This is a genomic window from Sphingomonas sp. OV641, from assembly GCF_900109205.1.
In the GTDB taxonomy this organism is placed as follows: domain Bacteria; phylum Pseudomonadota; class Alphaproteobacteria; order Sphingomonadales; family Sphingomonadaceae; genus Sphingomonas.
The window spans coordinates 426,568-451,108 of record NZ_FNZB01000002.1; the positions used below are offsets into that span (position 1 = coordinate 426,568).

General features: G+C 65.7%; 25 protein-coding genes. 9 read left to right on the top strand and 16 right to left on the bottom strand.

Features of this window, described 5'->3' with window-relative positions; all coding sequences use genetic code 11:
• Positions 1-105 precede the first annotated feature (105 nt).
• From BMX36_RS12935 to BMX36_RS12960, 6 genes are read right to left on the bottom strand one after another with little or no spacing between them, the layout of a single operon-like run.
• On the bottom strand, positions 106-1,008 hold the full coding sequence (locus BMX36_RS12935) for a ParB/RepB/Spo0J family partition protein (RefSeq protein WP_093066030.1): 903 nt from the start codon (positions 1,006-1,008) through the stop codon (positions 106-108).
• A complete protein-coding gene (locus BMX36_RS12940; RefSeq protein ID WP_066775563.1) occupies positions 1,005-1,787 on the bottom strand; it encodes a ParA family protein in 783 nt (260 codons plus the stop codon). Before BMX36_RS12940 ends, BMX36_RS12935 begins: the two co-directional genes overlap by 4 nt.
• Positions 1,784-2,404 carry a 16S rRNA (guanine(527)-N(7))-methyltransferase RsmG gene (locus tag BMX36_RS12945; protein ID WP_093066032.1) on the bottom strand — a complete coding sequence of 207 codons (621 nt, stop codon included), beginning with the start codon at positions 2,402-2,404 and terminating at the stop codon, positions 1,784-1,786. Before BMX36_RS12945 ends, BMX36_RS12940 begins: the two co-directional genes overlap by 4 nt.
• Positions 2,401-4,116, bottom strand: coding sequence for a tRNA uridine-5-carboxymethylaminomethyl(34) synthesis enzyme MnmG (gene mnmG / locus BMX36_RS12950; RefSeq protein WP_093066393.1), 1,716 nt, complete (start codon positions 4,114-4,116; stop codon positions 2,401-2,403). The genes BMX36_RS12945 and mnmG overlap by 4 nt, the downstream gene beginning before the upstream one ends.
• Before the next feature lie 8 nt (positions 4,117-4,124).
• Positions 4,125-5,396: a tRNA uridine-5-carboxymethylaminomethyl(34) synthesis GTPase MnmE gene (mnmE, locus tag BMX36_RS12955; RefSeq protein WP_093066034.1), complete on the bottom strand. Its 1,272-nt coding sequence runs from the start codon at positions 5,394-5,396 to the stop codon at positions 4,125-4,127.
• Positions 5,396-5,632, bottom strand: a complete 237-nt coding sequence (locus tag BMX36_RS12960; protein ID WP_093066036.1) for a DUF6489 family protein — start codon at positions 5,630-5,632, stop codon at positions 5,396-5,398. The genes mnmE and BMX36_RS12960 overlap by 1 nt, the downstream gene beginning before the upstream one ends.
• Positions 5,633-5,754: 122 nt before the next feature.
• On the opposite strand from BMX36_RS12960, the gene BMX36_RS12965 reads away from it, so the two are divergent.
• The gene (locus BMX36_RS12965) at positions 5,755-6,456 is read left to right on the top strand and encodes a dienelactone hydrolase family protein (RefSeq protein ID WP_093066038.1); all 702 of its coding nucleotides are present in this window, start codon (positions 5,755-5,757) and stop codon (positions 6,454-6,456) included.
• A 78-nt stretch (positions 6,457-6,534) separates the two neighbouring features.
• On the opposite strand, the gene BMX36_RS12970 is transcribed toward BMX36_RS12965, so the two are convergent.
• The 3 genes from BMX36_RS12970 to cysD all read right to left on the bottom strand — a co-directional run bounded on the left by BMX36_RS12970 (position 6,535) and on the right by cysD (position 10,269).
• Positions 6,535-7,275, bottom strand: coding sequence for a 3'(2'),5'-bisphosphate nucleotidase CysQ (locus tag BMX36_RS12970; protein WP_093066395.1), 741 nt, complete (start codon positions 7,273-7,275; stop codon positions 6,535-6,537).
• 5 nt (positions 7,276-7,280) lie between these two features.
• Positions 7,281-9,194: a sulfate adenylyltransferase subunit CysN gene (gene cysN / locus BMX36_RS12975; protein ID WP_093066040.1), complete on the bottom strand. Its 1,914-nt coding sequence runs from the start codon at positions 9,192-9,194 to the stop codon at positions 7,281-7,283.
• A 166-nt stretch (positions 9,195-9,360) separates the two neighbouring features.
• On the bottom strand, positions 9,361-10,269 hold the full coding sequence (gene cysD, locus BMX36_RS12980) for a sulfate adenylyltransferase subunit CysD (protein ID WP_093066397.1): 909 nt from the start codon (positions 10,267-10,269) through the stop codon (positions 9,361-9,363).
• Positions 10,270-10,344: 75 nt separating this feature from the next.
• Here cysD and BMX36_RS12985 point away from each other — a divergent pair, with 75 nt between their 5' ends.
• Positions 10,345-11,304, top strand: coding sequence for a helix-turn-helix transcriptional regulator (locus tag BMX36_RS12985; RefSeq protein WP_093066042.1), 960 nt, complete (start codon positions 10,345-10,347; stop codon positions 11,302-11,304).
• Between the two features lie 18 nt (positions 11,305-11,322).
• Here the strand turns inward: BMX36_RS12985 and pdeM are convergent, their stop codons facing one another.
• From pdeM to BMX36_RS13005, 4 genes are all read right to left on the bottom strand, one after another.
• Entirely contained in the window at positions 11,323-11,985 is a 663-nt protein-coding gene (gene pdeM, locus BMX36_RS12990; RefSeq protein ID WP_093066044.1) for a ligase-associated DNA damage response endonuclease PdeM, read from the bottom strand.
• Between the two features lie 172 nt (positions 11,986-12,157).
• Complete coding sequence (locus BMX36_RS12995; protein WP_066775549.1) at positions 12,158-13,021, bottom strand: MipA/OmpV family protein; 864 nt, start codon at positions 13,019-13,021, stop codon at positions 12,158-12,160.
• Between the two features lie 73 nt (positions 13,022-13,094).
• A complete protein-coding gene (locus tag BMX36_RS13000; RefSeq protein ID WP_066775546.1) occupies positions 13,095-13,511 on the bottom strand; it encodes a DUF2141 domain-containing protein in 417 nt (138 codons plus the stop codon).
• Positions 13,450-14,244 carry a sterol desaturase family protein gene (locus tag BMX36_RS13005; protein ID WP_177179131.1) on the bottom strand — a complete coding sequence of 265 codons (795 nt, stop codon included), beginning with the start codon at positions 14,242-14,244 and terminating at the stop codon, positions 13,450-13,452. Before BMX36_RS13005 ends, BMX36_RS13000 begins: the two co-directional genes overlap by 62 nt.
• A 125-nt stretch (positions 14,245-14,369) precedes the next feature.
• Between BMX36_RS13005 and crtY the strand changes: the two genes are divergently transcribed.
• From crtY to BMX36_RS13025, 4 genes are read left to right on the top strand one after another with little or no spacing between them, the layout of a single operon-like run.
• Entirely contained in the window at positions 14,370-15,530 is a 1,161-nt protein-coding gene (gene crtY / locus BMX36_RS13010) for a lycopene beta-cyclase CrtY (RefSeq protein WP_093066401.1), read from the top strand.
• Positions 15,527-17,011 (top strand): phytoene desaturase, encoded by a 1,485-nt coding sequence (locus BMX36_RS13015; RefSeq protein WP_093066046.1) that lies wholly within the window; start codon positions 15,527-15,529, stop codon positions 17,009-17,011. The genes crtY and BMX36_RS13015 overlap by 4 nt, the downstream gene beginning before the upstream one ends.
• A 37-nt stretch (positions 17,012-17,048) precedes the next feature.
• Positions 17,049-17,630 carry an LOG family protein gene (locus tag BMX36_RS13020; RefSeq protein ID WP_066779273.1) on the top strand — a complete coding sequence of 194 codons (582 nt, stop codon included), beginning with the start codon at positions 17,049-17,051 and terminating at the stop codon, positions 17,628-17,630.
• The gene (locus tag BMX36_RS13025; RefSeq protein ID WP_093066048.1) at positions 17,627-18,574 is read left to right on the top strand and encodes a phytoene/squalene synthase family protein; all 948 of its coding nucleotides are present in this window, start codon (positions 17,627-17,629) and stop codon (positions 18,572-18,574) included. Before BMX36_RS13020 ends, BMX36_RS13025 begins: the two co-directional genes overlap by 4 nt.
• A gap of 400 nt (positions 18,575-18,974) precedes the next feature.
• Here the strand turns inward: BMX36_RS13025 and thrS are convergent, their stop codons facing one another.
• Both thrS and BMX36_RS13035 read right to left on the bottom strand, forming a co-directional pair.
• Positions 18,975-20,969 carry a threonine--tRNA ligase gene (thrS, locus tag BMX36_RS13030; protein WP_093066403.1) on the bottom strand — a complete coding sequence of 665 codons (1,995 nt, stop codon included), beginning with the start codon at positions 20,967-20,969 and terminating at the stop codon, positions 18,975-18,977.
• Between the two features lie 690 nt (positions 20,970-21,659).
• Positions 21,660-22,016: a glycine zipper 2TM domain-containing protein gene (locus BMX36_RS13035; protein ID WP_066779270.1), complete on the bottom strand. Its 357-nt coding sequence runs from the start codon at positions 22,014-22,016 to the stop codon at positions 21,660-21,662.
• Between the two features lie 138 nt (positions 22,017-22,154).
• Between BMX36_RS13035 and BMX36_RS13040 the strand changes: the two genes are divergently transcribed.
• Positions 22,155-23,111, top strand: coding sequence for an esterase-like activity of phytase family protein (locus BMX36_RS13040; RefSeq protein WP_218142166.1), 957 nt, complete (start codon positions 22,155-22,157; stop codon positions 23,109-23,111).
• 188 nt (positions 23,112-23,299) lie between these two features.
• On the opposite strand, the gene rpmB is transcribed toward BMX36_RS13040, so the two are convergent.
• Entirely contained in the window at positions 23,300-23,605 is a 306-nt protein-coding gene (gene rpmB / locus BMX36_RS13045) for a 50S ribosomal protein L28 (protein ID WP_066779267.1), read from the bottom strand.
• A gap of 141 nt (positions 23,606-23,746) precedes the next feature.
• On the opposite strand from rpmB, the gene BMX36_RS13050 reads away from it, so the two are divergent.
• Positions 23,747-23,986, top strand: coding sequence for a hypothetical protein (locus BMX36_RS13050; RefSeq protein WP_066779264.1), 240 nt, complete (start codon positions 23,747-23,749; stop codon positions 23,984-23,986).
• 123 nt (positions 23,987-24,109) lie between these two features.
• Complete coding sequence (locus tag BMX36_RS13055; protein ID WP_093066405.1) at positions 24,110-24,538, top strand: nucleoside deaminase; 429 nt, start codon at positions 24,110-24,112, stop codon at positions 24,536-24,538.
• Positions 24,539-24,541: the final 3 nt, after the last annotated feature.

The window sequence follows — 24,541 nt, forward strand, 5'->3', positions numbered from 1 at the left end:
GCCAAAGGACGGGGCAGGGTTCTGTGAAGGCGTAAACCATTACCTTCCCCGGCCAACGCTCCTGAAGATCGTCGAGATACGTGGATCAGGCCGCCGGACGTGCGGTCAGATCGGCTCACCGCTCAGCCGCTGACACAACATGTCGAGCTGATCCAGCGTGCTGTAATCGATCGTCACGGCACCGCCGCCAGCGCCAAAGGTGATCTTCACCCGCAGTCCGAGTAGGTCGCCAAGCTGGCGCTCCAGCGCGGCCACATCGGCATCGCTCGCGCCCTGACCCACTTGGTCCGGGCGCTGACGGGCCGGCTTTCGCACGGAGCCAGGCTTGGCAGTCTGGGCGAGCTTCTCGGTCTGGCGAACGGACAGACCCTTGATGACGACCTGCTCCGCCAGCTGTTCTGCGTCAGGCGCGCCGATGATCGCCCGGGCGTGGCCCATGCTGAGCGAGCCATCCACCACCCGCGCCTGAACCGTCTTGGGCAGGTCGAGCAGCCGAAGCAGGTTCGCGACATGGCTGCGCGACTTGTGAACGGTCTTGGCCAGTACCTCCTGCGTATGGCCGAACTCATCGACCAGCCGGCTATATGCTTCCGCCTCTTCGATCGCGTTGAGATCCTGCCGCTGGATGTTCTCGACCAGCGCGATCTGAAGCGTTTCGCTATCAGAATAATCGCGAACGACGACCGGTACTTCGTGCAGCCGGGCGCGCTGTGCCGCGCGCCAACGCCGCTCGCCGGCGACAATTTGATAATTGTGGCCATGCGGGCGCACGACGATGGGCTGGATGATGCCGCGCTCCGCAATGGAGGCGGCGAGTTCGTTAAGGGCATCCTCGTCGAAGTGGCGGCGGGGCTGATCCGGATGCGGCGCGATCGCGCTGACCGGGATCAGGCGAACGCCGGCAGGCGGGCTGCCGCTGGTGTCTGCGGGCGAATCGTCCCGCGCAATGTCGCCCAGCAGCGCGCCCAATCCCCGGCCAAGGCCGCCGCGGCGCTTCGTATCAGTCATGCTGCAACCTCTTCGGTGTGGGGCAGGCGCGCGATCAGCTCCCGCGCGAGCGCTATATAGGCCTGCGATCCGCTGCAGCGGTGGTCGTAGATCAGTGCGGGCAAGCCATGGCTTGGCGCCTCCGACAGGCGCACATTGCGCGGGATCACGGTGTCGAACACCACCTTGCCAAGCACGGCGCGGACATCCGCCGACACCTGTTCCGTTAGTCGGTTCCGGCGATCGTACATGGTCAGCGCGACGCCGATGATAGACAGCGACGGGTTGAACCGCGCGCGGATGCGCTCAACAGTGGTGAGCAGCTGGCTTAGCCCCTCCAGTGCGAAAAACTCGCACTGGAGGGGCACGAACAGCGAATCTGCGGCCACCATCGCATTGATGGTGAGCAGCCCAAGCGACGGAGGGCAGTCGATCAGGGCAATGTCCCAGCGAGGGGAGGCGGCATCAAGCGCACGGTGCAGCCGATGCGTGCGGTGCTCAAGCTCGACCAGCTCGATCTCGGCGCCGGAAAGGTCGACCGTCGCGGGCAGCACGTCGAGGCGCGGCACGCCGGTTCGCACGGCCGCCTCATCGACGGAGGCCTGGTCCACCAGTACGTTATAGCTGGAGGCCTGCCGCTGGGCCTGCGTAATGCCGAGACCCGTAGAGGCATTGCCTTGCGGATCAAGGTCGATCAGCAGGACGCGCTTGCCGGTGGCTGCAAGCGCTGTCGCAAGATTGATCGCCGACGTGGTCTTGCCCACGCCGCCCTTCTGATTGGCAACTGCAATTCGGATCATCGGCGCTGCCTCACATGACGGGCGCTGACGATGCCGGCTTCGGGGCTGGTGATGCTTTGTTCCACGTGGAACAATCCCTCAAAGCGGCGGCGCGCCTCGTTCACTTCTGTCGTGGCCGATTGTCCCTTCGGGAGCAAGTAAAGCGTGTCCATGGATGCGATATGCGCGGTCGATTGCAACAATTCCGATAATGACGCGACCGCGCGCGCCGAAATCACCGCGGCTGAGAGCGCCACAACCCGCTCTACCTTCGCCTGGTACACCGTGACACGGTTCGACAAACCTTCGTCTGCCAAGGTGGACGCCAGGAACTCCGCGCGCATCCGCCGCGGCTCGATAAGGCCAACCGGCCGATCAGTGGCGAGGGCGATGATCATGCCGGGGAAGCCGGCACCCGTCCCAACATCGGCCCACAGGCCGGGCTGATCACCAGCCAACGGGAGGAGCTGCGCGGAATCGAGAACGTGTCGTTCCCAGATGGCAGCCAGCGTTGGCTTGGCGACCAGATTCTGCCGCTCACTTTCCTCAGTCACCCGCGCAACGAAACGCGCGAGCCGGTCCATATACGCTGTGCCGACGATCGCCTCCACGGCGGCTCGTGCATCGTCCTCGCTCATCGCCGCGCCTTTGCATCGAGCCACAGGGCGGTCAGCGCTGCCGGTGTAACCCCGCGAACGCGCGACGCCTCGCCCAGCGTGTTCGGCCTTGCCGTTCGCAAACGCTCCCGCATTTCGTTCGACAAGCCGGCGATCCGGTCAAGGTCGGCGCCCGCTGCGATGGTTACACGATCATCGTGCTTCATCCGCGCGATCTCCGCCGCCTGGCGTGCGAGATAGGGCGCGTATCGAACGTCTTCTTCATGCTCGCGGATCAGATCAGCATCCACATCCTCGGCAGTCGATCCGGCTTTCAGCCGCGCGCGCTGTGCCATTCGATCATCGATATGGGCGCGGCGTTCCGCCGACAGCAGCCCCAGCGCTTCTGCACTTTCAGACAGGCGCGTCTCGGCATTATCAGCCCTCAGGGCCAAGCGATATTCGGCGCGTGCGGTCAGCATACGATAGGGTTCGCTGATGCCCTGAAGCACCAGATCATCGACCATCACGCCGATGTAGCTGGCACTGCGGTCGGGGAGGAGCGGGGCCAGGCCAAGCGCCGCACCAGCGGCATTGGCGCCAGCTACCAGCCCTTGCGCAGCGGCTTCCTCATAGCCCGTCGTGCCATTGATCTGACCCGCCAGATACAGTCCCGTCAAATTTGGCAGGGCGAGTGTCGCATCGAGCGCGCGGGGGTCGATGTGATCATATTCGACCGCATAGCCGTGCATGGTGATGCGCACCTGCTCCAAGCCGACGATGGTGCGCAGGAATGCTTCCTGAACGTCCGCGGGTAGGGAGGTAGAAATACCATTTGGGTAGACGATCGGATCGTCCAGCCCTTCCGGCTCCAAGAAGATCTGATGCCCGTCGCGATCTCCGAAGCGGCGGATCTTGTCTTCGATCGACGGGCAATAACGTGGGCCTTGCCCCTCGATGGCGCCAGTCTGCAACGGCGAGCGATGCAGGTTCTCGGCGATGATCGTATGGGCGGCTTGGCTGGTCCGCGTGATCGCACAGGCCAATTGCGGGAGCAGGCGCTTCCGCGTCATCGGCGACATGGTCCAGGGATCCACGTCCGACGGCTGCGGTTCCAGTCGCGCCCAGTCGATCGTGCGGCCGTCGAGGCGCGGTGGAGTGCCGGTCTTCAGCCGACCCATGGGAAGCTTCAGTTCGCGCAATTGCGCCGCCAGCGGAAGGGCCGAGGCCTCATCAACCCGTCCGCCTGACTGCTGCTCTTCACCGCGAAACAACTTGCCGCCGAGGAACGTGCCGGTCGCGAGAACGATGGCACGTCCGCTTACTTCTTGGCCGGAGGATAGCGCAACGCCCTCCACCCGATCCCCAACCACGATCAGGGCAACCGCTTCGCCAGCGATAATCGTGATGCCCGCTTCAGCTCCGATCATGCGCCTGATGGCAGCAGCGTACAGCCGGCGATCCGCCTGGATCCTGGGGCCTTGGACCGCCAGCCCCTTGCTCCGGTTGAGCATGCGATGGTGAATGGCCGCGGCATCTGCCGCTCGCGCCATCAGGCCGTCATAGGCATCCACCTCGCGCACCAGATGACCCTTCCCCAAGCCACCGATAGAGGGATTACATGACATCGCACCGATGCGGCTGGGATCATGGCTGATAAGGGCAACGTGCGCGCCCCGGCGCGCTGCCGCCGCCGCCGCTTCCGTGCCAGCGTGACCGCCACCGATCACGATAACGTCAAACGATTGTTCCACGTGAAACACTACTTTCCGAGGCAAAAACGGCCGAACAACGCATCCAGCATCGCTTCCGTCGCGTCGATGCCGAGCAGGCCGGCGAGCGCGCGAGACGCTGTACGTACTTCTTCTGCGCGCAACAACAAGTCACCGTCATCGCTGAAACGCGCCAGTGCAGCCCGCGCCGACGCTAGCGCTTGTCGCTGCGTCTCATGAAACGTTGCGCCGTTGGCGTCACCCAACACCGATGAGCCGCGTTTTTCAATGACAGCCCACAATCGGTCGATGCTCTCGAGGTCGAGGGTAGATGTTCCAACCGCCGCTGACGGAACCGCCGGACGTTGATCAGCACGAGCGTGCACCGCAATGGCGCGCGGGTCAGGTGAAGGATCGTCACTCAGATCTAGGATGATATCCGCTGCGGCGAGGGCCTCACGCGCACGAACGATGCCGATCTGTTCGATAGGATCGTCCGTCTCGTCGCGCAGCCCGGCCGTATCGGTGAGGAGGTAGACGTTCCCGCGCCGCACCACGCTCGCCTCCACCCGGTCCCGCGTCGTGCCTGCTATCGGAGAGACGATGGCAGCCTCTCGGCCGATCAGAGCATTCAGCAGCGATGACTTGCCGGCGTTGGGCGGCCCGACCAGCACCACCCGAATCCCGTCGCGATATCGTTCGACCGACGGGCGGGCGAGCACCCGATCCAACTCCGCTACAAGCGCCTCGACCTCCTCCTCGATCGACCGGAGGTCGATCGGCGTGACGTCGTCTTCATCATCGAAATCAATGCCTGCCTCGATCAGCGCCGCGACGCGGGACAGCGCGTCCATCCATCCGGTGATCATCACGCTCACCGCACCATCCGCGCTTTCGATCGCCATCCGCCGTTGCTGCTCGGTCTCCGCCTCGAGCAGGTCCGCCAATCCCTGCGCCTGGATCAGATCAATGCGGCCATTGGCAAGTGCGCGACGCGTGAACTCGCCCGGCTCCGCCAGCCGCAGCCCGGGCTGGCATCCCAGCGCCCGCTCCACCGCCGCCACAACCGCACGTCCGCCGTGAAGGTGAAACTCGACGAGATCCTCGCCAGTGGCGGTAGCGGGGCCGGGAAAGATCAGGACCAGCGCCTGGTCCAGCACCGCCCCGATATGGTCCGTCAACCGCCGCAGCGCAGCGCGGCGGGGCGCGGGGAGCGATCCGGCAAGCTTCGTGGCCGCTGCCATCGCATCGGGGCCACTGATGCGCAAAACGGCGATGGCGGCGGGCGGGCGGCCGCTGGACACCGCGTAGATCGTGTCCATCAACCGCCGGGCTTGGCCGCGGTTTCGAACATGCGCCGCCACATCGCGGTGCCGGCTTCGCCCATCGGCGCCCAGCTTTTCATGATCGCCTCCAGCGCTTCCGGCGCCTGCGTGCTTTGTTCCAGCGACTTTTGCAGCAGCGCGACATAGCGATCCTGCAAAGGGGCGAGATCGGGCAGGCCCATGAACCGCCGCGCTTCTTCCGGTGAACAATCGATTTCGATGGTGACCTTCATTGATCACGCTCCCTTGAGCAGTCCCCGTAGGGACGATAGCGTCACTGACGCGCCATCTATGCCCGTTATGCGGCTTTCATCGCAACCGCATCGCGGGCCGACATCAACTGAGAGGATTGCACATGGGTGAGATGATCGACGTCACGGCATTGAACGGCGAAGGTATGTTCAAGGCCTATCGCGCGGACCCGAGCGGAACGCCGACCGCCGCGATCATCGTCATCCAGGAGGTGTTCGGCGTGAACCCTGGCATTCGCCAGAAGTGCGACCGGCTGGCGGAGCAGGGATATCTCGCCATCGCGCCTGACCTGTTCTGGCGGATCGCACCCGGCGTGGAGCTGAACCCCGACGTCCCGGCCGAGCTGCAGCGCGGTCTCGACCTGTTCGGCCAGTTCGATCAGGATGCCGGCATCCGCGACATCGAGGCGACGATCCATCAGGCGCGCCAGCTGCTCGGCGGCACCGGCAAGGTCGGTGCGGTCGGCTATTGTCTCGGCGGTCGCCTGGCGTTCATGACGGCGTGCCGGACGGACATCAATGCGGCGGTCGGCTATTACGGCGTCGGCATTGATGGCCTGCTGGGTGAAAAGCACGCCATCGCGCATCCGGTGCTGCTGCACATCGCCGGTGACGACGGCTTCGTCGACAAGGCGACGCAGCAGAAGATGCATGAGGGGTTGGACGACCATCCGAAGGTGACTTTGTACGACTACCCCGGTGAGGACCACGGCTTCGCGACTGAGATGGGCGATCGCCGTTCGGAAGAGGCCGCCCAGCTAGCGGATGACCGGACCGCCGCCTTCTTCCGCGAGCATTTGGCCTGATGATCGCCGCGGATCGCTTTCCCTCGATCGGGAAGGCGATCCGCTATCGGCAGCCGTCCGGCTCCGGACGGGCTCAGCTCAGGCGGCTGCTTTCGTTTCCGTGATGAGCGACAGGATCTGCGCGGCAAGCGGCTTGGGGCAGATGAGCAGGTCGGGAAGGTAAGTGTCTTCCTGATTGTACACCAATGGGCTGCCGTCGATGCGCGAGCAATGCAGCCCGTGCGCCAGCGCCACCGCGACCGGTGCCGCCGAATCCCACTCGAACTGGCCGCCCGAGTGAAGGTAGATATCGGCCTCGCCGCGCACCACTGCCATCGCCTTGGCCCCGGCCGAACCCATCGGGACCAGCGTCGCGCCCAGCCGTTCGGCAACGCTCACAGCCTCGGCAGCCGGCCTTGTACGGCTAACCAACATACGAAGCGGGCTTCCCGGTGCGGGAACGGCCTGTGGCTGATCGGATCGAAGCACCATTCCGGCACCCGGCAGCGCCACCGCGCCAACGGTTGCAACGCCATCGATCGTCAGCCCGACGTGAACCGCCCAGTCCTGCCGCGCTTCGCCATATTCGCGCGTGCCATCCACCGGATCGACGATCCACACTCGCGATTTGCCGAGCCGCTCGCCATCGCACTTCATTTCTTCGGACAGCAGGCCATCGTCGGGGCGCGCTTCGCGGATGGCATGAACCAGGAACTGGTTCGCCGTCTGGTCGCCGGCCTTGCCCAGCGCCTTGGCCGAAAACACGCCGGACTCCCGCACTTCCAGCAGGATCCGACCGGCGGTTTCCGCCAGATGCGCGGCCAACTCCGCATCGGTCATGTTGGTCATGGAATGATCCTCTTGATGATCAGCTCGGCTGCTTCATCGGGCGTCATCGCCGTGGTGTCGATGCGGATCTCGGGATCTTCCGGGGGTTCATAGGGGCTATCGATACCCGTGAAGTTGGCGAGCTGCCCCGACCGTGCCTTGGCATACAGGCCCTTCACGTCGCGCTTCTCCGCCTCCGCCAGCGGCGTGTCGATATGAACCTCGATGAACTCGCCCGGCTGCATCATCTGGCGCACCATCTCCCGCTCTGCACGGAACGGAGAGATGAAGGCAGTGATCACGATCAGCCCGGCATCGGTCATCAGCCTGGCGACTTCGCCGACACGCCGGATGTTTTCCACCCGATCGGCATCGGTGAAGCCCAGATCCTTGTTCAACCCGTGGCGCACATTGTCGCCGTCGAGCAGGAAGGTGTGGCGGTTCATCCGCACCAGCTTCTTTTCCACGACATTGGCAATGGTGGATTTGCCCGCGCCGGACAGGCCGGTGAACCACAGCACCACCGGCTTTTGATTCTTCAGGCTGGCGAGCGTGTCGCGGCTAACGTCGGTCGGTTGCCAATGGATGTTCTGCGACCGGCGCAGGCTGAAGTGCAGCATGCCCGCCGCCACAGTGGCGTTGGTCAGCTTGTCGACCAGAATGAAGCCGCCGAGCGCCCGGTTGTCCGCATAAGGCTCGAACACCAAGGGCTTGTCGGTGGAAAGGTTGGCGACGCCGATGGCGTTCAGGTCCAGCGTCTTGGCCGCCAGCTGCTCCAGCGTGTTGACGTTGACCTGATATTTCGGCGCCTGAACCGTCGCGGTCGCGGTCTGCGTGCCCAGCTTGAGCCAATAGGAGCGGCCTGGCAGCATCTCGTCCTCGGCCATCCACACGATCGTGGCCTCGAACTGATCCGCCACCTGGGGCGGCGCGCTGGCGACCGCAATCACGTCTCCGCGTGAACAATCCACCTCGTCGGTCAGGGTAAGGGTTATCGACTGGCCAGCCACCGCCTCGTCCAGATCGCCGTCCAGCGTGACAATGCGGGCGACCTTGGACGTCTTGCCGGAGGGAAGGATGCGGACGGGATCACCGGGCCGGATGGTGCCGGTCGCAACCAGACCGGCAAAGCCGCGAAAGTCGAGGTTGGGGCGGTTGACCCATTGCACCGGCAGGCGGAACGGTTTTGCCTGATCGGCCTCCGCGTCCAGCTCCACGGCCTCGAGATGCGCGACAAGGCTCGGCCCCGTGTACCAGGGCGTGTTGGGCGAAGGGGCAGTGATGTTGTCGCCCTTGAAGCCGGAGATCGGCATGGCGGTGAACGCATCAAGGCCGATCGATCCCGCAAACGTCCGGTAATCGGCCACAATCTCGTCGAAGATCGCCTGATCATAACCGACCAGGTCCATCTTGTTCACCGCCAGCACCACGTTTCGGATGCCGATCAGATGGGCAAGATAGGAATGCCGCCGGGTCTGGGTGAGCACGCCCTTGCGCGCGTCAACCAGGATCACGGCGAGATCGGCGGTCGACGCTCCCGTCACCATGTTGCGCGTATATTGTTCATGGCCGGGCGTATCGGCGACGATGAACTTGCGTTTCTCGGTGGCGAAGAAGCGATAGGCGACGTCGATGGTGATGCCCTGCTCCCGCTCGGCGGCGAGGCCGTCGACCAGCAGGGCGAAATCGATCTCCTGACCCTGCGTGCCGACCTTCTTCGAGTCACTCTCGAGTGCGGCGAGCTGGTCCTCGAAGATCATCTTCGAATCATACAGCAGCCGGCCGATCAGCGTCGATTTGCCGTCGTCGACACTGCCGCAGGTGATGAAGCGCAGCAGCGATTTGTGCTGATGACGATCGAGATAGGCGTCGATGTCCTCGGCGACGAGGGCGTCGACCTGATAGACGGGTTCTTGGGCGGTGCTGGCCATACTTACCTCGTCATTCCCGCGCAGGTGAGAATCCATGAACTCGATGGTTCGTGATGATCGAGACGGCAGCGCGTGTGGATCCCCGCCTTTGCGGGGACGACGGTGGAGCTGGGGCGACGGTCCTCGCCACTCACGCCAACCTGCTGCAAAGTGATACCTTGCAGCATCAGAAATACCCCTCCTGCTTCTTCTTCTCCATGCTTGCCGAGCCCGCGTCCTTGTCGATCGCACGGCCCTGCCGCTCGCTGGTGGTGGTGAGCAGCATCTCCTGAATCACGTCCGACAGGGTCGCCGCCTCGCTTTCCACGGCGCCGGTCAGCGGATAGCAGCCTAGCGTACGGAAGCGGATCGAGCGTTCGACGGGCGTCTCGCCCTCGCGCAGCGGAAAGCGTTCGTCATCCACCATCAGGAGCAGCCCGTCGCGCTCCACCGTCGGCCGCCGCTCGGAGAAATAGAGCGGCACGATGGGAATGTCGTTCAGCTGGATATATTGCCAGATGTCGAGCTCGGTCCAGTTGGAGATCGGAAAGACGCGGATCGATTCACCCTTGGATTTTCGCGCATTATAGAGGTTCCACAGTTCCGGCCGCTGGTTCTTCGGATCCCAGCGATGGTTGGCCGAGCGGAAGGAAAAGACGCGTTCCTTCGCGCGGCTTTTCTCCTCGTCCCGCCGTGCTCCGCCAAAGGCGACATCAAAGCCGTATTTGTCCAGCGCCTGCTTCAGACCCTCGGTCTTCCACATGTCGGTGTGGAGCGACCCATGATCGAACGGGTTGATCCCGCGCGCCTCGGCCTCAGGATTCTTGTAGACGATCAGTTCCATGCCGCTCTCGCGCGCCATGCGATCGCGAAGCTCGTACATCGCCTTGAACTTCCAGGTCGTATCGACATGGAGCAGGGGGAAGGGCGGCGGCGCTGGATAAAAGGCCTTGCGAGCGAGGTGCAGCATCACGGCCGAGTCTTTGCCGACCGAATAAAGCATCACCGGACGTTCGCTCTCGGCGACCACCTCTCGCATGATATGGATCGACTCCGCCTCGAGCCGCTCGAGATGGGTGAGGGTGCGGGCAGTCATGAAATCCCCGATCTGTTTGTCGGGAAGATGGCAGCAGCGGGATGACAGCAAACCTCCCATATGGGAGTATGCGTCATGGCACTCGCGCCGGCCGACGAAACCGATCTGTTGCTCCCGTTGCATGACGGCGTTCATGAGCAGCACCCCTGGGCAACGTTCCTCTCGCGCCTCCGCCAGCGCGTGCGCGCCGACAGTGCCGCCATTATCGTCAGCGCCGGCCCGGATGCGCCAGACGTGCACTTTGCGGCATCGGCTGGGCAAGGCGGCAGCGGCGACCGCGCGTGGCGCCGGCAATTGCGGCCGGGCCGCGTCTACGTTCTTGATCGGGACCAAGGCTTTGGCCGCATCGTCCGCGTGGATGAGGTCGGGAGCGCCTCTGCCTGGCTCATTGTACGCCGACAGGAGCGCGACTTTACCGCCGCGGACGGCGCCTTGCTCACGCGGCTCGCGCCGCACCTCGGCATATCCCTGCGCACCCGCCGGGCGCTCGACCGCTCACGTGTTGAGCTCGCTTTGTCCGAACAGGCGCTGCGCCGCGCCGGTGTCGGCTGGATCGGATTCGACGCCGACGCGCGGCTATTGTCCATGTCGTCTGGCGCGCAGGCGGTGCTGGGTCCTCGCTGGCTCGCCGTCGGAGTGAGCAGCAGCGTCGCGGCCGCTCTTCAGGAAAATGCCGTGAAAGTCATGCGGGTGCGGGGAGATATGCCGCACTGGCTGCTGTTGATACCCTGTTCGGCGGAACCACCGGCGACCGGTTCAGGCGCAGCGGTCATCGGCCTGGTGGCTATTCCCCGGAACGGCGATCAGGCGGCGCGTGCCGCCGCATTGTCGGCGATCTTCGCCCTGCCGCCCAGCGAGGCGCGGCTCGCCGCCGCGATCGCCGGCGGGGCGAGCTTGAGCGAGGCTGCCGCGCAGCTTGGCCTGACGCTCGAGACGGCGCGCAACTATTCCAAACGCCTGTTCGCCAAGACGCGGACGCGTGGTCAGGTCGATCTGGTGCGCCTGATCGCGAACAGCGTCGCCGCGCTGGTCTGAGCGCGCCGCGACGCCCGCTCAGGCGGCCAGCGGGAAGCGGAGCAGCCGATCCTCGACCGGGATCAGCGCGTGCGCCGGCCGGCCGACCGCGCGAACGATCTCGGGATGGGTGGCGTCTAGGCCGCCGGTCAGCGCACCGAAGGCGGGCAGGATCAGCTTCGCACCCGTCGCCACGAAACACCGCCGCGACACGAGCTTGCCGCGCACCCGGACACGCAGCTTGGGGTGATAATGTCCGGACAGTTCGGGCCGCGTCTCGCCCGTCTGCGCCTCGTGCCGCAGCACCAGCCCGTCCACTTCGGCTTCGTCCATCACATCGCCGCCGCAGCGGTCCACGCCATGTGGATCGTGATTGCCCGTGATCCACGTCCAGCGGGTCGCCTCGGTCAGCGCGCGCAGCATGTCCTGTGCCGCCTCCGGCAGCCGGCTGCACCCCTCGGGATCATGGAAGCTGTCACCCAGGCACCAGACCTCGCGCACCACCGTGTCCCGCACCAGCGTCGTGAGATCAGCGAGGGTCGCCAGCGAGTCATAGGGCGGCAGCATCTGCCCGCCACGGGCGAACCAGCTTGCCTTTTCCAGGTGAAGATCAGCGACCAGCAGCGCCCGGCGGGCAGCCCAATAAAGGGCGCCCTGCGGCAGGGGGGTCAGCGATTGGCCGCCGAACGAAACAGGAACCATGGTGGAGCCATGCCCTGTTTCACCTGACGGTTCAACCGCTTGTCGGCGTAGCGCTCCTCGGGAAGCGTTTTCGACAAGGGGGGAACGAGGTGGGGCGCTGCTCCTTGGTGGCGATCAGTTCAGCCCCACCTCCCGGGCCGCGCGGCAGACGCGCGCGCCCCTCTCCAAACGCTTAGAAGGTGTAGCCCAGGCCCACCGCGCCGATCCACTGATGGCGCGATCCCGCCACGCTGACGATGGGGCTGTCCGCCATGTCGTTGATCAGCTTGCGATAGGTCGCACCGCCGACGATCTTCCATCCCTTCAGCAGATGGCCGCTCAGCGAATAGGTGCCGAGCGCGCCCACCGTCCAGCTCTTCCACCCGCCCCGGCCGCGGTAGGCCGGCAGGCCCGACACCGCCGCTTCATCGGGCGAGATGTCGTAATAGGTGCGGATATATTTGGTCTCCACCCGCTCCGCCGACGCGAGCACCGCCACCGCCGCCTTGGTCGACAAGGGGGTGAAATAGGTGATCGTCGGCTGCCAGATGCCGCTGCGATGCACCTTGGTCACATCGTGGCGATAACTCACGGACACCGACAGCCGGTCATAGGGGCTGGTGATGATCCCCGTCTTGCCGATACCCGCATAGCCGCCGAGCTCGATTGCGGTGTCCCGCTCGCCCAGCGCCTTGACCCGCGGATCGTCGATGCTGGAACGATCGCTGCGCATGAAGTTGATCACGCCGATCGGGCCGAGCTGGAAATCCCAGGTGGAGCCGGACTGGTTAGGGATGAGATCGGCGCTGGCGCGATTGCCGAGCACCTGGAAGTTGATGCCGCCAACCGATCCGATCGCGCCCGGCACGGGCGTCCAGCGATAATCGTCGGAGCCTTCGTAGTCTGTGAGATATCCGACGCCCACGCCGACCGTCACGCTGTCGCCGCCCAGCTCCTGCGCGATCGCTTCGGCGGTGGCGGGTGGCGCGGCGTCCTGCGCGCTGGCGATGGTGGGCAGAGCGGCAATGCCGGCGGCAAGGCCGACGAGAATCCTCATTGTCACGGTTTGATGCGTCCCCTCTTCGGTGCGCACCCAACCCGCCGGCAGCAATTTGGCTCCCCGACGTTGCTTACAGGATGTAACGCAGCTTTACGTGTTGCTTTTCAGCATCACTGTTGATGCTGAACCGAGCGGCCGCGAAGCGGGGCGGGCCGAAGCGGATCGGCGGGTTGCGCGAAAAGCCGAAGCCCTCGCGCGGGATGCCGGCAAAGGTATCCAGCTTCTTGTTGCCGTTCTCGTCGTGGATCACCGCCACGGCATAGCTGCCATGGGGCAGGCCATCGAACTGCAGCGTGCCGGTGCCGGCGGAAACCGAGCGCCTGGTCGCATTGTGATCGTCAACGCAGGTCGGGAAATTGTCAGGTGCAGCGGTCAGACAGATGCGCAACATGCCCTTGTCGGAACGGACCTGGTCGAAATCGACATCAAGCCGCGCGACCGGCGTCGCGCCGATCAGCGCCACCGCGCTGGCGGCGAGCAGCAGCACGCGCCCGTTCCCGCGTGAAATCGCCCAATCCGTCATCCGTGCGGCACAGCCGATCCCAGAACCGGAAATAGAGTCCATAATTGCATCCGTACCGCTCGTGATGGCGCTGATGATGGCTGGCAGTGATCAGCCACGCCCCCAATGGCCCCCGCCACATGAACCGCGGGAAAATTTCCCAGCCCATATGGTTGGTCACACCCATAACCGTCATGATCGTCAGCACCAATCCAAGCGCGGCGACATGGATCGGAATGATGAACACCAGTAGCGGAATTACCACAGCCCCGGTCAACGCTTCGATCGGGTGAAACGCCATCGCCGCCCAGGCGGTCGGCGGCCGGCTGGCATGGTGAACCGCATGGGCGATGCGGAACGGCTTCGGGCGGTGCATCCAGCGATGCGACCAGTAGAACCAAGTGTCGTGGGCGAACAGGAACAGCAGCACCGATAGCGGCAGGTACCAGAGCGGATAAGCGGAGGCCTCGGTATAGATCCGGGTCCAGCCGCGGTTCTGCCAGCCCCAGGCGACTACCCCGGCCGGCACGCCATAGATCGCGGCCGACGCGAGGCTCCACCAGATCTCGCGCCGGATCTGCGGATCGAGGCCGCTGTAGAGCCCGGGGTGTTTCGCCCGCGTGGCAAGCGCGAAGGCCCCGCTGGTGATGAGGTAGCGCACGCCGACGATCAGCGTCATCGCGATGGCGGAAAGGGTGATGGCGAGCGCGATCGACATGGGGGGCTTGTACGGGTTGGGAGGGGGCGGGGGAAGCGGCCGCGTCCCCGTGCCGCGGTTGTTAAGCCATTGGCCGCGGCCGATCCCCGCTTCCGTCCCCCCTTTCGATCCGCTAGGCGGGAATGATGCCGGTTACCCATGAATGCGATCTCGCCATCGTCGGCGGCGGGCTGGCGGGCGGGCTGATCGCGATGGCGCTGGCGGCGCGCCGGCCCGAGGTGAAGATCCGCCTGGTCGAGGGCGGCGACACGCTGGGCGGCAACCATGTCTGGTCCTTCTTCGATGGCGATGTCGACAAGGAGGATCGCTGGCTGCTGACGCCGCTCGTCAGCCATGCCTGGCCGACCTATGACGTCGCCTTCCCGGCGCATGCGCGCACCATCGCCCAGCCTTATTATTCGATCGAATCCGATCGCTTCGATCAGGTGGTGCGCGGCGCGTTGCCCGCCGAATCGATCATGACCGGCTGCAAGGTACTGGCCTGCAGCCCGACCGCCGTCGTGCTGGCGGATGGCGAGCGGATCGAGGCGACGGGCGTGATCGACGCGCGCGGCGCCGGGGACCTTTCGATGCTGGAAGTCGGCTGGCAGAAATTCGTCGGCCGGCTGCTCGACGTGCCGGCCGGTCACGGGGTCGAGCGCCCGGTCGTGATGGATGCCACCGTCGCGCAACATGATGGCTATCGCTTCGTTTACCTGCTGCCATTTTCCCCGACGCAGGTGTTTGTTGAAGATACCTATTACAGCGACAGTGCCTCGCTGAACGTGCGTGCGCTCAATCGCCGGATCGATGTCTATGCCGAGTCGAAGGGATGGTCCGCGACGGTCGGCGGGCGTGAGGAAAAGGGCGCGCTGCCGGTGGTGATCGGCGGCGACTTCGAAGGCTATTGGCGCTGGGGCGGGGCGAAGGTCGCAAAGGCCGGTGCACGGGCCGGGCTCTTTCATCCCACCACCGGGTATTCGCTGCCCGATGCCGTCCGCCTGGCCGTGCGCATCGCGGAGGCCAGTGATCTCAGCGGCGAAGGGCTGCACGCGTTGACGCATGATTATGCCCGCGCGCGCTGGGACGAGCGGCGCTTTTATCGCATGCTCGATGCCATGCTGTTCCGCGCGGCCGATCCGGACGTGCGCTACAAGGTGCTTGAGCGCTTCTATCGACTGCATCCCCGGCTGATCGCGCGCTTCTACGCCGCCCGTTCGACCACCAGGGACAAGCTCCGCGTGCTGGCAGGGCGGCCGCCGGTGCCCATCTTCCGTGCCCTTCGCGTGATCAGGAACGCTTCATGAGCAGCCGCGCAATCATCATCGGCGCCGGGTTCGGCGGGCTGGCGCTCGCCATCCGCCTGCAATCGGCAGGCGTTTCCACGACCATCTTGGAGGCGCGCGACAAGCCCGGCGGCCGCGCCTATGTCTGGCAGCAGGATGGCTTCACCTTTGATGCCGGACCCACCGTCATCACCGACCCCGCCTGTCTCGCCGAACTCTGGGCGCTGAGCGGTGACGACATGAGCCGCGACGTCGCGCTGGAGCCGGTGCAGCCCTTCTACCGGCTGAACTGGCCCGATGGCACCAATTTCGACTACACCAACGATGACAAGCTGTTGCGCGCCGAGATCGCCAAGCTCGATCCGGCCGATGTCGAGGGCTATGCCAAGTTCCTCGATTATTCGGCGGGCGTGTACCGCGAGGGCTATGAAAAGCTCGGCCATGTCGCGTTTCTCGACTTCGCCTCCATGATCAAGGCGGCGCCGGCGCTCGCCAAATATCAGGCGTGGCGGTCGGTCTATTCGATGGTGTCCTCGTTCGTGAAGAGCGAGAAGCTGCGCGAGGCGCTGTCGTTCCACACCTTGCTGGTGGGCGGCAATCCCATGACGACCAGCGCCATCTACGCGCTGATCCACAAGCTGGAGCGCGACGGCGGCGTGTGGTTCGCGCGCGGCGGCACCAACCGGCTGGTGGCCGGCATGGTGGCGCTGTTCGAGCGGCTCGGCGGCACGCTGCGGCTGGGCGACGCCGTAGAGGAAATCGAAACGCTGGGTGATCGGGTGACCGCGGTGCGCACGCGAAGCGGCTGGCGGCAGGAGGCGGACATGGTCGCCTCCAACGGCGATATCGTCCACACCTATCGCGATCTGCTCAGCGGATCGCGCGCGGCGGCCCGCACCGCGGCGCGGCTCGAACGGAAGAAGTTCTCGCCCTCGCTGTTCGTGGTGCATTTCGGGATCAAGGGCACCTGGCCCGGCATCCCGCACCACATGATCCTGTTCGGCCCGCGCTACAAAGGCCTGCTATCCGACATCTATGACCATGGCGTGCTGAGCGAGGATTTCTCGCTCTACCTGCACCATCCGACCGTCACCGATCCGAGCCTCGCGCCGGAGGGCTGCTCGAGCTTCTACGCGCTGGCGCCGGTGCCGCATCAGGGCAAGTTCCCGGAGGATTGGGACCGCGTCGCGCCGATCCTGGAAAAGCGCATCCTTGATGAGGTCGGTCGGCGACTGATCCCCGACATCCACGATCGGATCATCACCAAGTTCAGCTACACCCCCGCCGATTTCTCGCGCGATCTCCACGCGCATCTGGGCAGCGCGTTCAGCCTGGAGCCGGTCCTGACGCAAAGCGCCTGGTTCCGCGTGCACAATCGCGACGATGCGATCAGCAACATGTATTTCGTCGGCGCGGGCACGCATCCGGGCGCCGGCATTCCCGGCGTCGTGGGCAGTGCCAAGGCGACGGCGGCATTGATGCTTGAAGGAGCAAGGCGTTGAGTTCGTATGTGTCCCCCTTTCGCAAACGGAAGGGCGTATGAAGCGGCTGGCGGTATATTGCGGCTCGGCGACGCCGCGCGATCCCATGTACATGGAACTCGCCTGGGATGTCGGCCGCACGCTGGCGGAGCGCGGCATTGGCGTCGTGTATGGCGGTGGCCGGCTCGGGCTGATGGGCGCCGTGGCCGATGGCGCGCTCGCCGCTGGCGGTGAGGTGATCGGCATCATCCCGCAGGCGCTGGTCGATGCGGAGGTCGCGCACCGCGGCCTGACCGAGCTTCACGTCGTGGAGGGGATGCACGATCGCAAGCGCGCCTTCACCGATCTGGCGGACGGCTTCGTCACCATCCCTGGCGGCACCGGCACGATGGACGAGTTGTGGGAAGCGCTGAGCTGGGCGCAGATCGGCTACCACACCGATCCCGTCGGGCTGCTCAATGCCGCCGGCTATTACGACCATCTCGTCGCCTTCTGGGACAAGATGGGCGAGGTCGGCTTCCTGCGGCCGCAGCATCGCGGCTTGCTGATCGTTGCCGAGACGCTGGGCGATCTGCTCGATCGCATGGCGGCGCATGAGCCGGCGCAGCCGATCGTGCGCATGAGCGCGGACGACCTGTGAGCCCTTCGCGAACGGCGGCGGAAGAGCGCGCCGCGCTTGTCGCCGCCGCGCGCGAATCGATCGCCAGGGGATCCAAGAGCTTCGCAACCGCGAGCAACCTCTTCGATCGCGAGACCCGCGAGCGCGCATGGCTGCTTTATGCCTGGTGCCGCGCCTGCGACGACATCGTCGACGGGCAGGATCACGGCCATGGCGCCACCGCCGTGTCGGACGCCGAGGCGCGCGTGGCGATCATCGCCGAGAAGACCACGGCGGCGCTGGTCGGGCGGGTGGTGGGCGACATGCCGTTCGATGCGCTGCGTGTCGTTGCGGCGGAAACGGGCCTGCCACCGCGGTTCGCGCATGATCTCGTCACCGGCTTCCGGCTCGATGCGGAGGACTGGCGGCCGCGCAGCGAGGCTGACCTGTACCGTTATTGCTACCATGTCGCCGGCGCGGTCGGCTGCATGATGGCGGTGGTGATGGGCGTCGATCCGGCGGACGAGGATACGCTGGACCGTGCCTGCGATCTCGGCATGGCGTTTCAGCTCGCCAATATCGCGCGCGACGTCGAGGAAGATGACCGGATCGGGCGCTGCTACCTGCCGGACGAATGGCTGGTGGAAATGGATATACCGCCCGGGCAGCACATGAAGCCGCCGTTCCGCGATCGGCTGGTGGTGCTCGCGCGGCGGCTCGCGGCGCGTGCGGCGCTGCATGAGGCGAGTGCGCGCGTCGGCGCGGCGAAGCTGCCGCCCCGCTCGCGCTGGGCGGTGCTGGCGGCGGCTGGGATCTATGGCGACATCGCCCGCGAGGTGGCGGCGCGCGGGGCGCACGCCTGGGATCATCGCGTGACGACGCCCAAGTCGGCCAAGCTCGCATGGGTGGCGAAAGCGGCGGTGGCAGCACGGCGCCCGGTGCGCGACACACCGCGTGACCCGACGTTGTGGACCCGGCCGCGGTAACCCCTCTCCATCACCCCGGGCCTTCGACTGCCTGTCCAGGCAGGCGCTCAGGACAGGCCTGTCCCAGGATCCAGCGTTCCGCGCATTCCAGAATTTGATCCACCCAGATTGATCCGCCTCCCCGGCGAAGGCCGGGGTCCAGTTGCGCGACAAAGCTGGCAGGCACACCGGCTTTTGCTGACGCCTTCCCAGCTGGCCCCGGCCTTCGCCGGGGAGGCCGCTTTGCATCAAGATGAGTGGATCAGACTCTAGCCCCTGGGGTGACGATCGCCGGTGAAAGCAAACCTCTTCCCCGTTCGCCCTGAGCCTGTCGAAGGGCGTGTCTCAAGCGCTTTCGCTGCTTGGCACGTGCTTCGACAGGCTCAGCACGAACGCGAAGGGGCGTCCCGTCTCGTTACGCTTACACCAGATCCGGCGCCTTCGCCTCCGCCACCAGGCGTGCGACGATTTCGTCCAGCGAGACGATCTCCTGCCCCTGGCTGCCCAGCCGGCGAACGGCGACGGTGCCTTCTTCCGCCTCGCGCTTGCCCACGACCAGCAGCGCGGGCACCTTGGCCAGGCTGTGCTCGCGCACCTTGTAGTTGATCTTCTCGTTGCGAAGGTCCGTCTCGACGCGCAGCCCGGCGGCGGCCAGCTTGTCCCGCACCACCTGCGCATAATCGTCGGCTTCGGACACGATCGTTGCCACCACCGCCTGCACCGGCGACAGCCACAGCGGGAAGCGGCCCGCATGATGCTCGATCAGGATGCCGAGGAAGCGCTCGAACGTGCCGAGGATCGCGCGGTGCAGCATCACCGGGCGGTGCCGCTCGCCATCCTCGCCGATGTAGCTCGCGTCGAGCCGCTCGGGCAGCACGCGATCGGACTGGATCGTGCCGACCTGCCACGTCCGGCCGATCGCATCGGTCAGGTGGAATTCCAGCTTCGGCGCATAGAAAGCGCCTTCGCCCTCCAGTTCCTCGAACCCGTCCTTGATCTTCTGCGGCAGGTTTGACGCGAACACCGCGCGGCGCAGCTCGTCCTCGGACTTGTCCCACATCGCATCGTCGCCGAAGCGCTTCTCGGGGCGCAGCGCCAGCTTCACGGCATATTCGGTGAAGCCAAGGTCCTGGTATACGGAATCGAGCAGGTCGATGAAGCGCGCCACCTCATCCACCAGCTGATCCTCGCGCACGAAGATATGCGCGTCATCCTGCGTGAATTGACGCACACGCATGATGCCGTGCAGCGCGCCATGCGGCTCGTTGCGGTGGCAGCAGCCGAATTCGGCCATGCGGATCGGCAGGTCGCGATACGACTTGATCCCCTGGCGGAAGATCAGCACGTGCGCCGGGCAGTTCATCGGCTTCAGCGCCATCCAGTCCGCATCGGGCGACACCAAGGCGCCCTCGTCGGACACGTTGGGCACCTCGTCCGGAATGACGAACATGTTCTCGCGATACTTGCCCCAGTGGCCGGATTTCTCCCACTGGCGGGCGTCCATCACCTGCGGCGTCTTGACCTCGTCATAGCCGGCCGCGTCGAGCCGGCGGCGCATATACGCCTCCAGCTGCCGCCAGATCATATAGCCCTTGGGGTGCCAGAAGACGCTGCCATGCGCCTCGGCCTGAAGGTGGAACAGGTCCATCTCCTGCCCGATCTTGCGATGATCGCGCTTGGCCGCTTCCTCCAGCATGTGCAGATGCGCGTCGAGCTGCTTCTTGTTCAGCCAGCCCGTGCCGTAGATGCGGCTCAGCATCGCGTTCTTCTGGTCGCCGCGCCAGTAAGCGCCGGACACGCGCGTCAGCTTGAACGCCTGCGGATCGAGCTTGCCCGTCGAGGCCAGGTGCGGCCCGCGGCACATGTCCAGCCAGTCGCCGCCGGACCAGTAAACCGTCAGCTCCTCGTCCTCGGGAAGCTCGGCCGCCCATTCGGCCTTGAACGTCTCGCCCTGCTGCTGCCAGCGCTCGATCAGCTGCTCACGCGTCCACACCTCGCGGCGCAGCGGCTTGTCCGCGGCGATGATCTTGCGCATCCGCTCCTCGATCGCCGGCAGGTCCTCCTCGGTGAAGGGCCCGCGATCCGCCGGGGCGGCGAAATCATAATAAAAGCCATCGTCCGTCGCCGGGCCGAAGGTGATCTGCGTGCCGGGAAACAGTTCCTGCACCGCTTCCGCCAGAATGTGCGCGAAATCGTGCCGCGCCAGTTCCAGCGCGTCCGCCTCGTCGCGGCTCGTCACCAGCGCAAGCTGCGCGTCGCGTTCGAACGGACGGTTAATGTCACGAAGCTCGCCGTCGACCCGCGCGGCGATGGCGGCCTTGGCGAGGCCCGGCCCGATCGCGGCGGCGATGTCGGCGGGCGTCGATCCCGGCGGTACCTCGCGTACCGAGCCGTCCGGAAGCGTGATCGAGAGCATGTTCATGAGAGGCTTTCCTGCAATGCGACTGCGCTTAGGCGAGCGGACCCGCAACGAAAAGAGCGTCCGGGATGGGCAGGAACGAAGTGGAGGACGCCGAACCCACCCGTTCCGGGTGAGCAGGCCGTCAGCGCATCAGCGCGTGAGCGACCGCCCCCGGAGAACCGGGGTAGTGCTAGTGGTCGTGGCACGGTTGCGCGACATGGGTTTGGATATAGCGTCCGAGCGATCAACGGGCAACCGGTGCTGGAAGTGAGGGCCGCGCCACCGCCCGCCAATCCGTTCGTCCCGAGCAAAGTCGAGGGACTTGCCCCGGACGACAGCGCTCGCGCCTGATGCCCCGACGTCGCTGGGCACTAGAGCGTGGCGCAGCCACCCAGATCCGCCTCCCCGGCGAAGGCCGGGGCCCAGGTGCGGAACGCAGCTGGCAGGCACACCGGCTTCTACCACCGCTTTCCCAACTGAACCCCCGCCTTCGCCGGGGAGGCGCCTTTAGGAGGTTGAGCGAAACCCTATGGAATAGGGGAATACGGACAGAGAGGTTCGCTCAGGCCGCACACCCGAAAACAGCGGGCCCAAAAACAACGGGCCCGCCTCCGGTTGGAAGCGGGCCCGCGCCCTCATACGCTACGCGAGGGATAAGCAGGCCAAAGGCCATCTCGTTGCCGGCGGATCCCGCCGGCCCCTGGATCAGCGGCAATAACGCGGGTTGTTCGACTTCTCGATCGCGTTACCGGCCACCGCGCCGCCCACGCCGCCGAGCACGGTGCCCAGCGCGCGGTCCCCCCGGCTGTCGATCGCGCGACCCAGCAGGCCGCCGGCGATCGCGCCGACGATGGTGCCGGTGGTGCCGTTGTTGCAGCGCTGGTTGCGGTAATAGCGACGGTCGTTGCCGCGATACCCGCGATAGCCGCGGTAATTATCATGGCCGCGATACTGGCGCTCATAGCGGTCGCCGTAGTAGCGCTGCGCCGATGCTTCTGCCGGGATCATGGCCACCGTGCTCATCGCGAGAGCGGCGCCGGCGAGCGAAAGCTTCTTGAACATGGTTGCGTCTCCCGTTCCAAATTCCGTCGGAGAGGGCGTTTGCCGTCTCGATGAATGTGGTTCTGGCCGATTCGCGTTGAGCCAACCCTGAATGCGCTCGTTATCCAAGGTTCAGGTATGAAGCCGGCGCGCGGGGTGATGCGCTGGATGTTTTGCGTGGTCGCGGTGCTGCTGGTGGTGCCGCGCTATGCCGGCAATGAACGGCTGCCGCTGATCAGCGCCGCGCCGTCGATCACGGTCGCCCGCTATGTGCCGCCGGGTGGTTGGCCGGCCCGGATCGGACAACTCACGCCGCTCGCCGGCTATACGTTGCGCAGCCACGATCCCGCGTTCGGCGGCTTCTCGGCGATCGCCTGGCGCGGCGGCCGCGCCTTCCTGATGTCGGACGGCGCCAATGTCGTCAGCTTCGCGCTGCGCCAGGATGTGGCGATCGGTGCCCGCGGCTATGTTCTGGCGGACGGGCCTGCGATCGGTTGGGACCGGGCGGATCGTGACAGCGAATCGCTGATCCTCGATCCCGCAAGCGGAACGGCATGGGTCGGCTTCGAAAACCAGAATGAGATCTGGCGGTACCGCGCGAACTTCCAGCGCGTCGAGGGGCATCGCGCGCCCGACCTGATGCGATCCTGGGTGCGCAACCAGGGCGCAGAGGCCTTTGTCCGGCTGCACGACGGCCGCTTCGTTGCCTTTGCCGAGCGCCAGCCGAATCGACGAAGCCGTTACGCGGTGCTGTTCTCCGGCGACCCCACAAATCCCAAAACCCGGGCGGCGCCGTTCCGCTTCCTGCCGCCGGACCGATTCGATCCCAGCGATGCGACGGTCCTGCCGGATGGCGACCTTCTGATCCTCACCCGCCGGTTTCGTTACCCGTTCAGCTTCTCCGCCAAGCTGGTGCGCGTGCCGGTAGCGGCGCTGCGGCCCGGCGCGCACGTGCGGGGCAAGGTAATCGCGACGCTGGCGGCGCCGGTGATGCGTGAGAATTGCGAGGGGATCGCCGTTACGCAGGAAGCCGGCGCGACGATCGTGTGGATCGTCACCGACAATGACGGCATGCCCTTTCGCCCGTCCTATCTGCTGAAGTTCCGGCTCAACTGAATACAGGCGGTCTGGTAAACAGGGGCGGTCTGGTGAACACGGACGGTCTGGTGAACACGGGCGCGCCGGCGAATCGCCATGCTCCCGCCGGATCGCAGACCAGCAGCTTCAGCAGGATGTTTGCGGAAACGCCAAAAGGCCCGTCGCCCGATGGGCGACAGACCTTTTGTGACAGGCCAGCGCGCTGATTAAGCGGCGGCGGCGGTGTCGACGGTAGCGCGCTTCTTGACGATGTCGCGCTTCAGGCGGCGGGCACGCAGCGACAGCTTGTCGTCGCTCGTCTTCACCAGCCAGTTGTCGAGGCCGCCGTTGTGCTCAACGGAGCGCAGGCCGTGGGTCGACACGCGCAGGCGCACGCTGCGCTCCAGCACGTCCGACATCAGCGTCACGTTCTGCAGGTTCGGCAGAAACGTACGCTTGGTCTTGTTGTTGGCGTGGGAAACGTTGTGTCCCACCTGCCGGCCCTTGCCGGTCAGCTCGCAGATGCGCGACATGGTTCGTGATCCTGAGTTTCGGGTTGGCCCGGAAAGTGGGCGCGGATAGCGCCACCTTCTCGAATCGTCAAGCGGCTGGCCGTGCAACCTACCAGCAACCCCGGTCGTTGTTGCGTCAGCGAATCGAATGGAGACCGGAACATGCGCGCCCTTCTTGTCCTTCTTGGCATCGCCGCGCTCGTGATTCTGGCGGGCATGGCGACCGGCTTCATCAACATCGATCAGACACAGACGGCCAGGCTGCCCCGCATCGAGGGCGGGCAGGCGCCGGAGTTCAAGGCCGATGTAGGCAAGATCGATCTCGGTACCGAGCAGAAGGTGATCGAGGTGCCCAAGGTCGAGGTGCAGAAGCCGGCGGCTGATCCTTCGCCCGCCCAATAAGGCTGAACACGCCCGGAACCAGGCCAGCCTTCTCCGGCGAACCATCATAACAGGCGAGCGGGGCACGTTCAGTTTCCCCGCACGCTGGCCTAGAAGCGCGTCATGTTTCCCTTGCCCAAACCGATGCGCATCGCGCTGGATGCCGCTCGTGCCGCGGCAGCGGAGGGAGAGGTGCCGGTCGGCGCGGTCGTCATGCTGGGTGACGAGGTGGTCGCCACCGCCGCCAATGCGCCGCGCCGTCTGTGCGATCCCACCGCCCATGCCGAAATGCTCGCGATTCGGGCGGCCGCCCGGACACTGGGGCGCGAGCGGCTGGAAGATTGCGACCTGTGGGTTACGCTCGAACCCTGCGCCATGTGCGCCGGCGCGATCGCCCATGCACGGCTGCGCCGGCTATATTATGGGGCCGGCGACGCAAAGGGCGGGGCGGTGGAGCATGGGCCGCGCTTCTTCGCCCAGCCCACCTGTCATCACCGTCCCGAGCTTTACCCCGCTATCGGCATGGAGGAGTCCGCGGCGCTTCTGCGCGGCTTCTTCGCCGCCCGCCGATAGGTC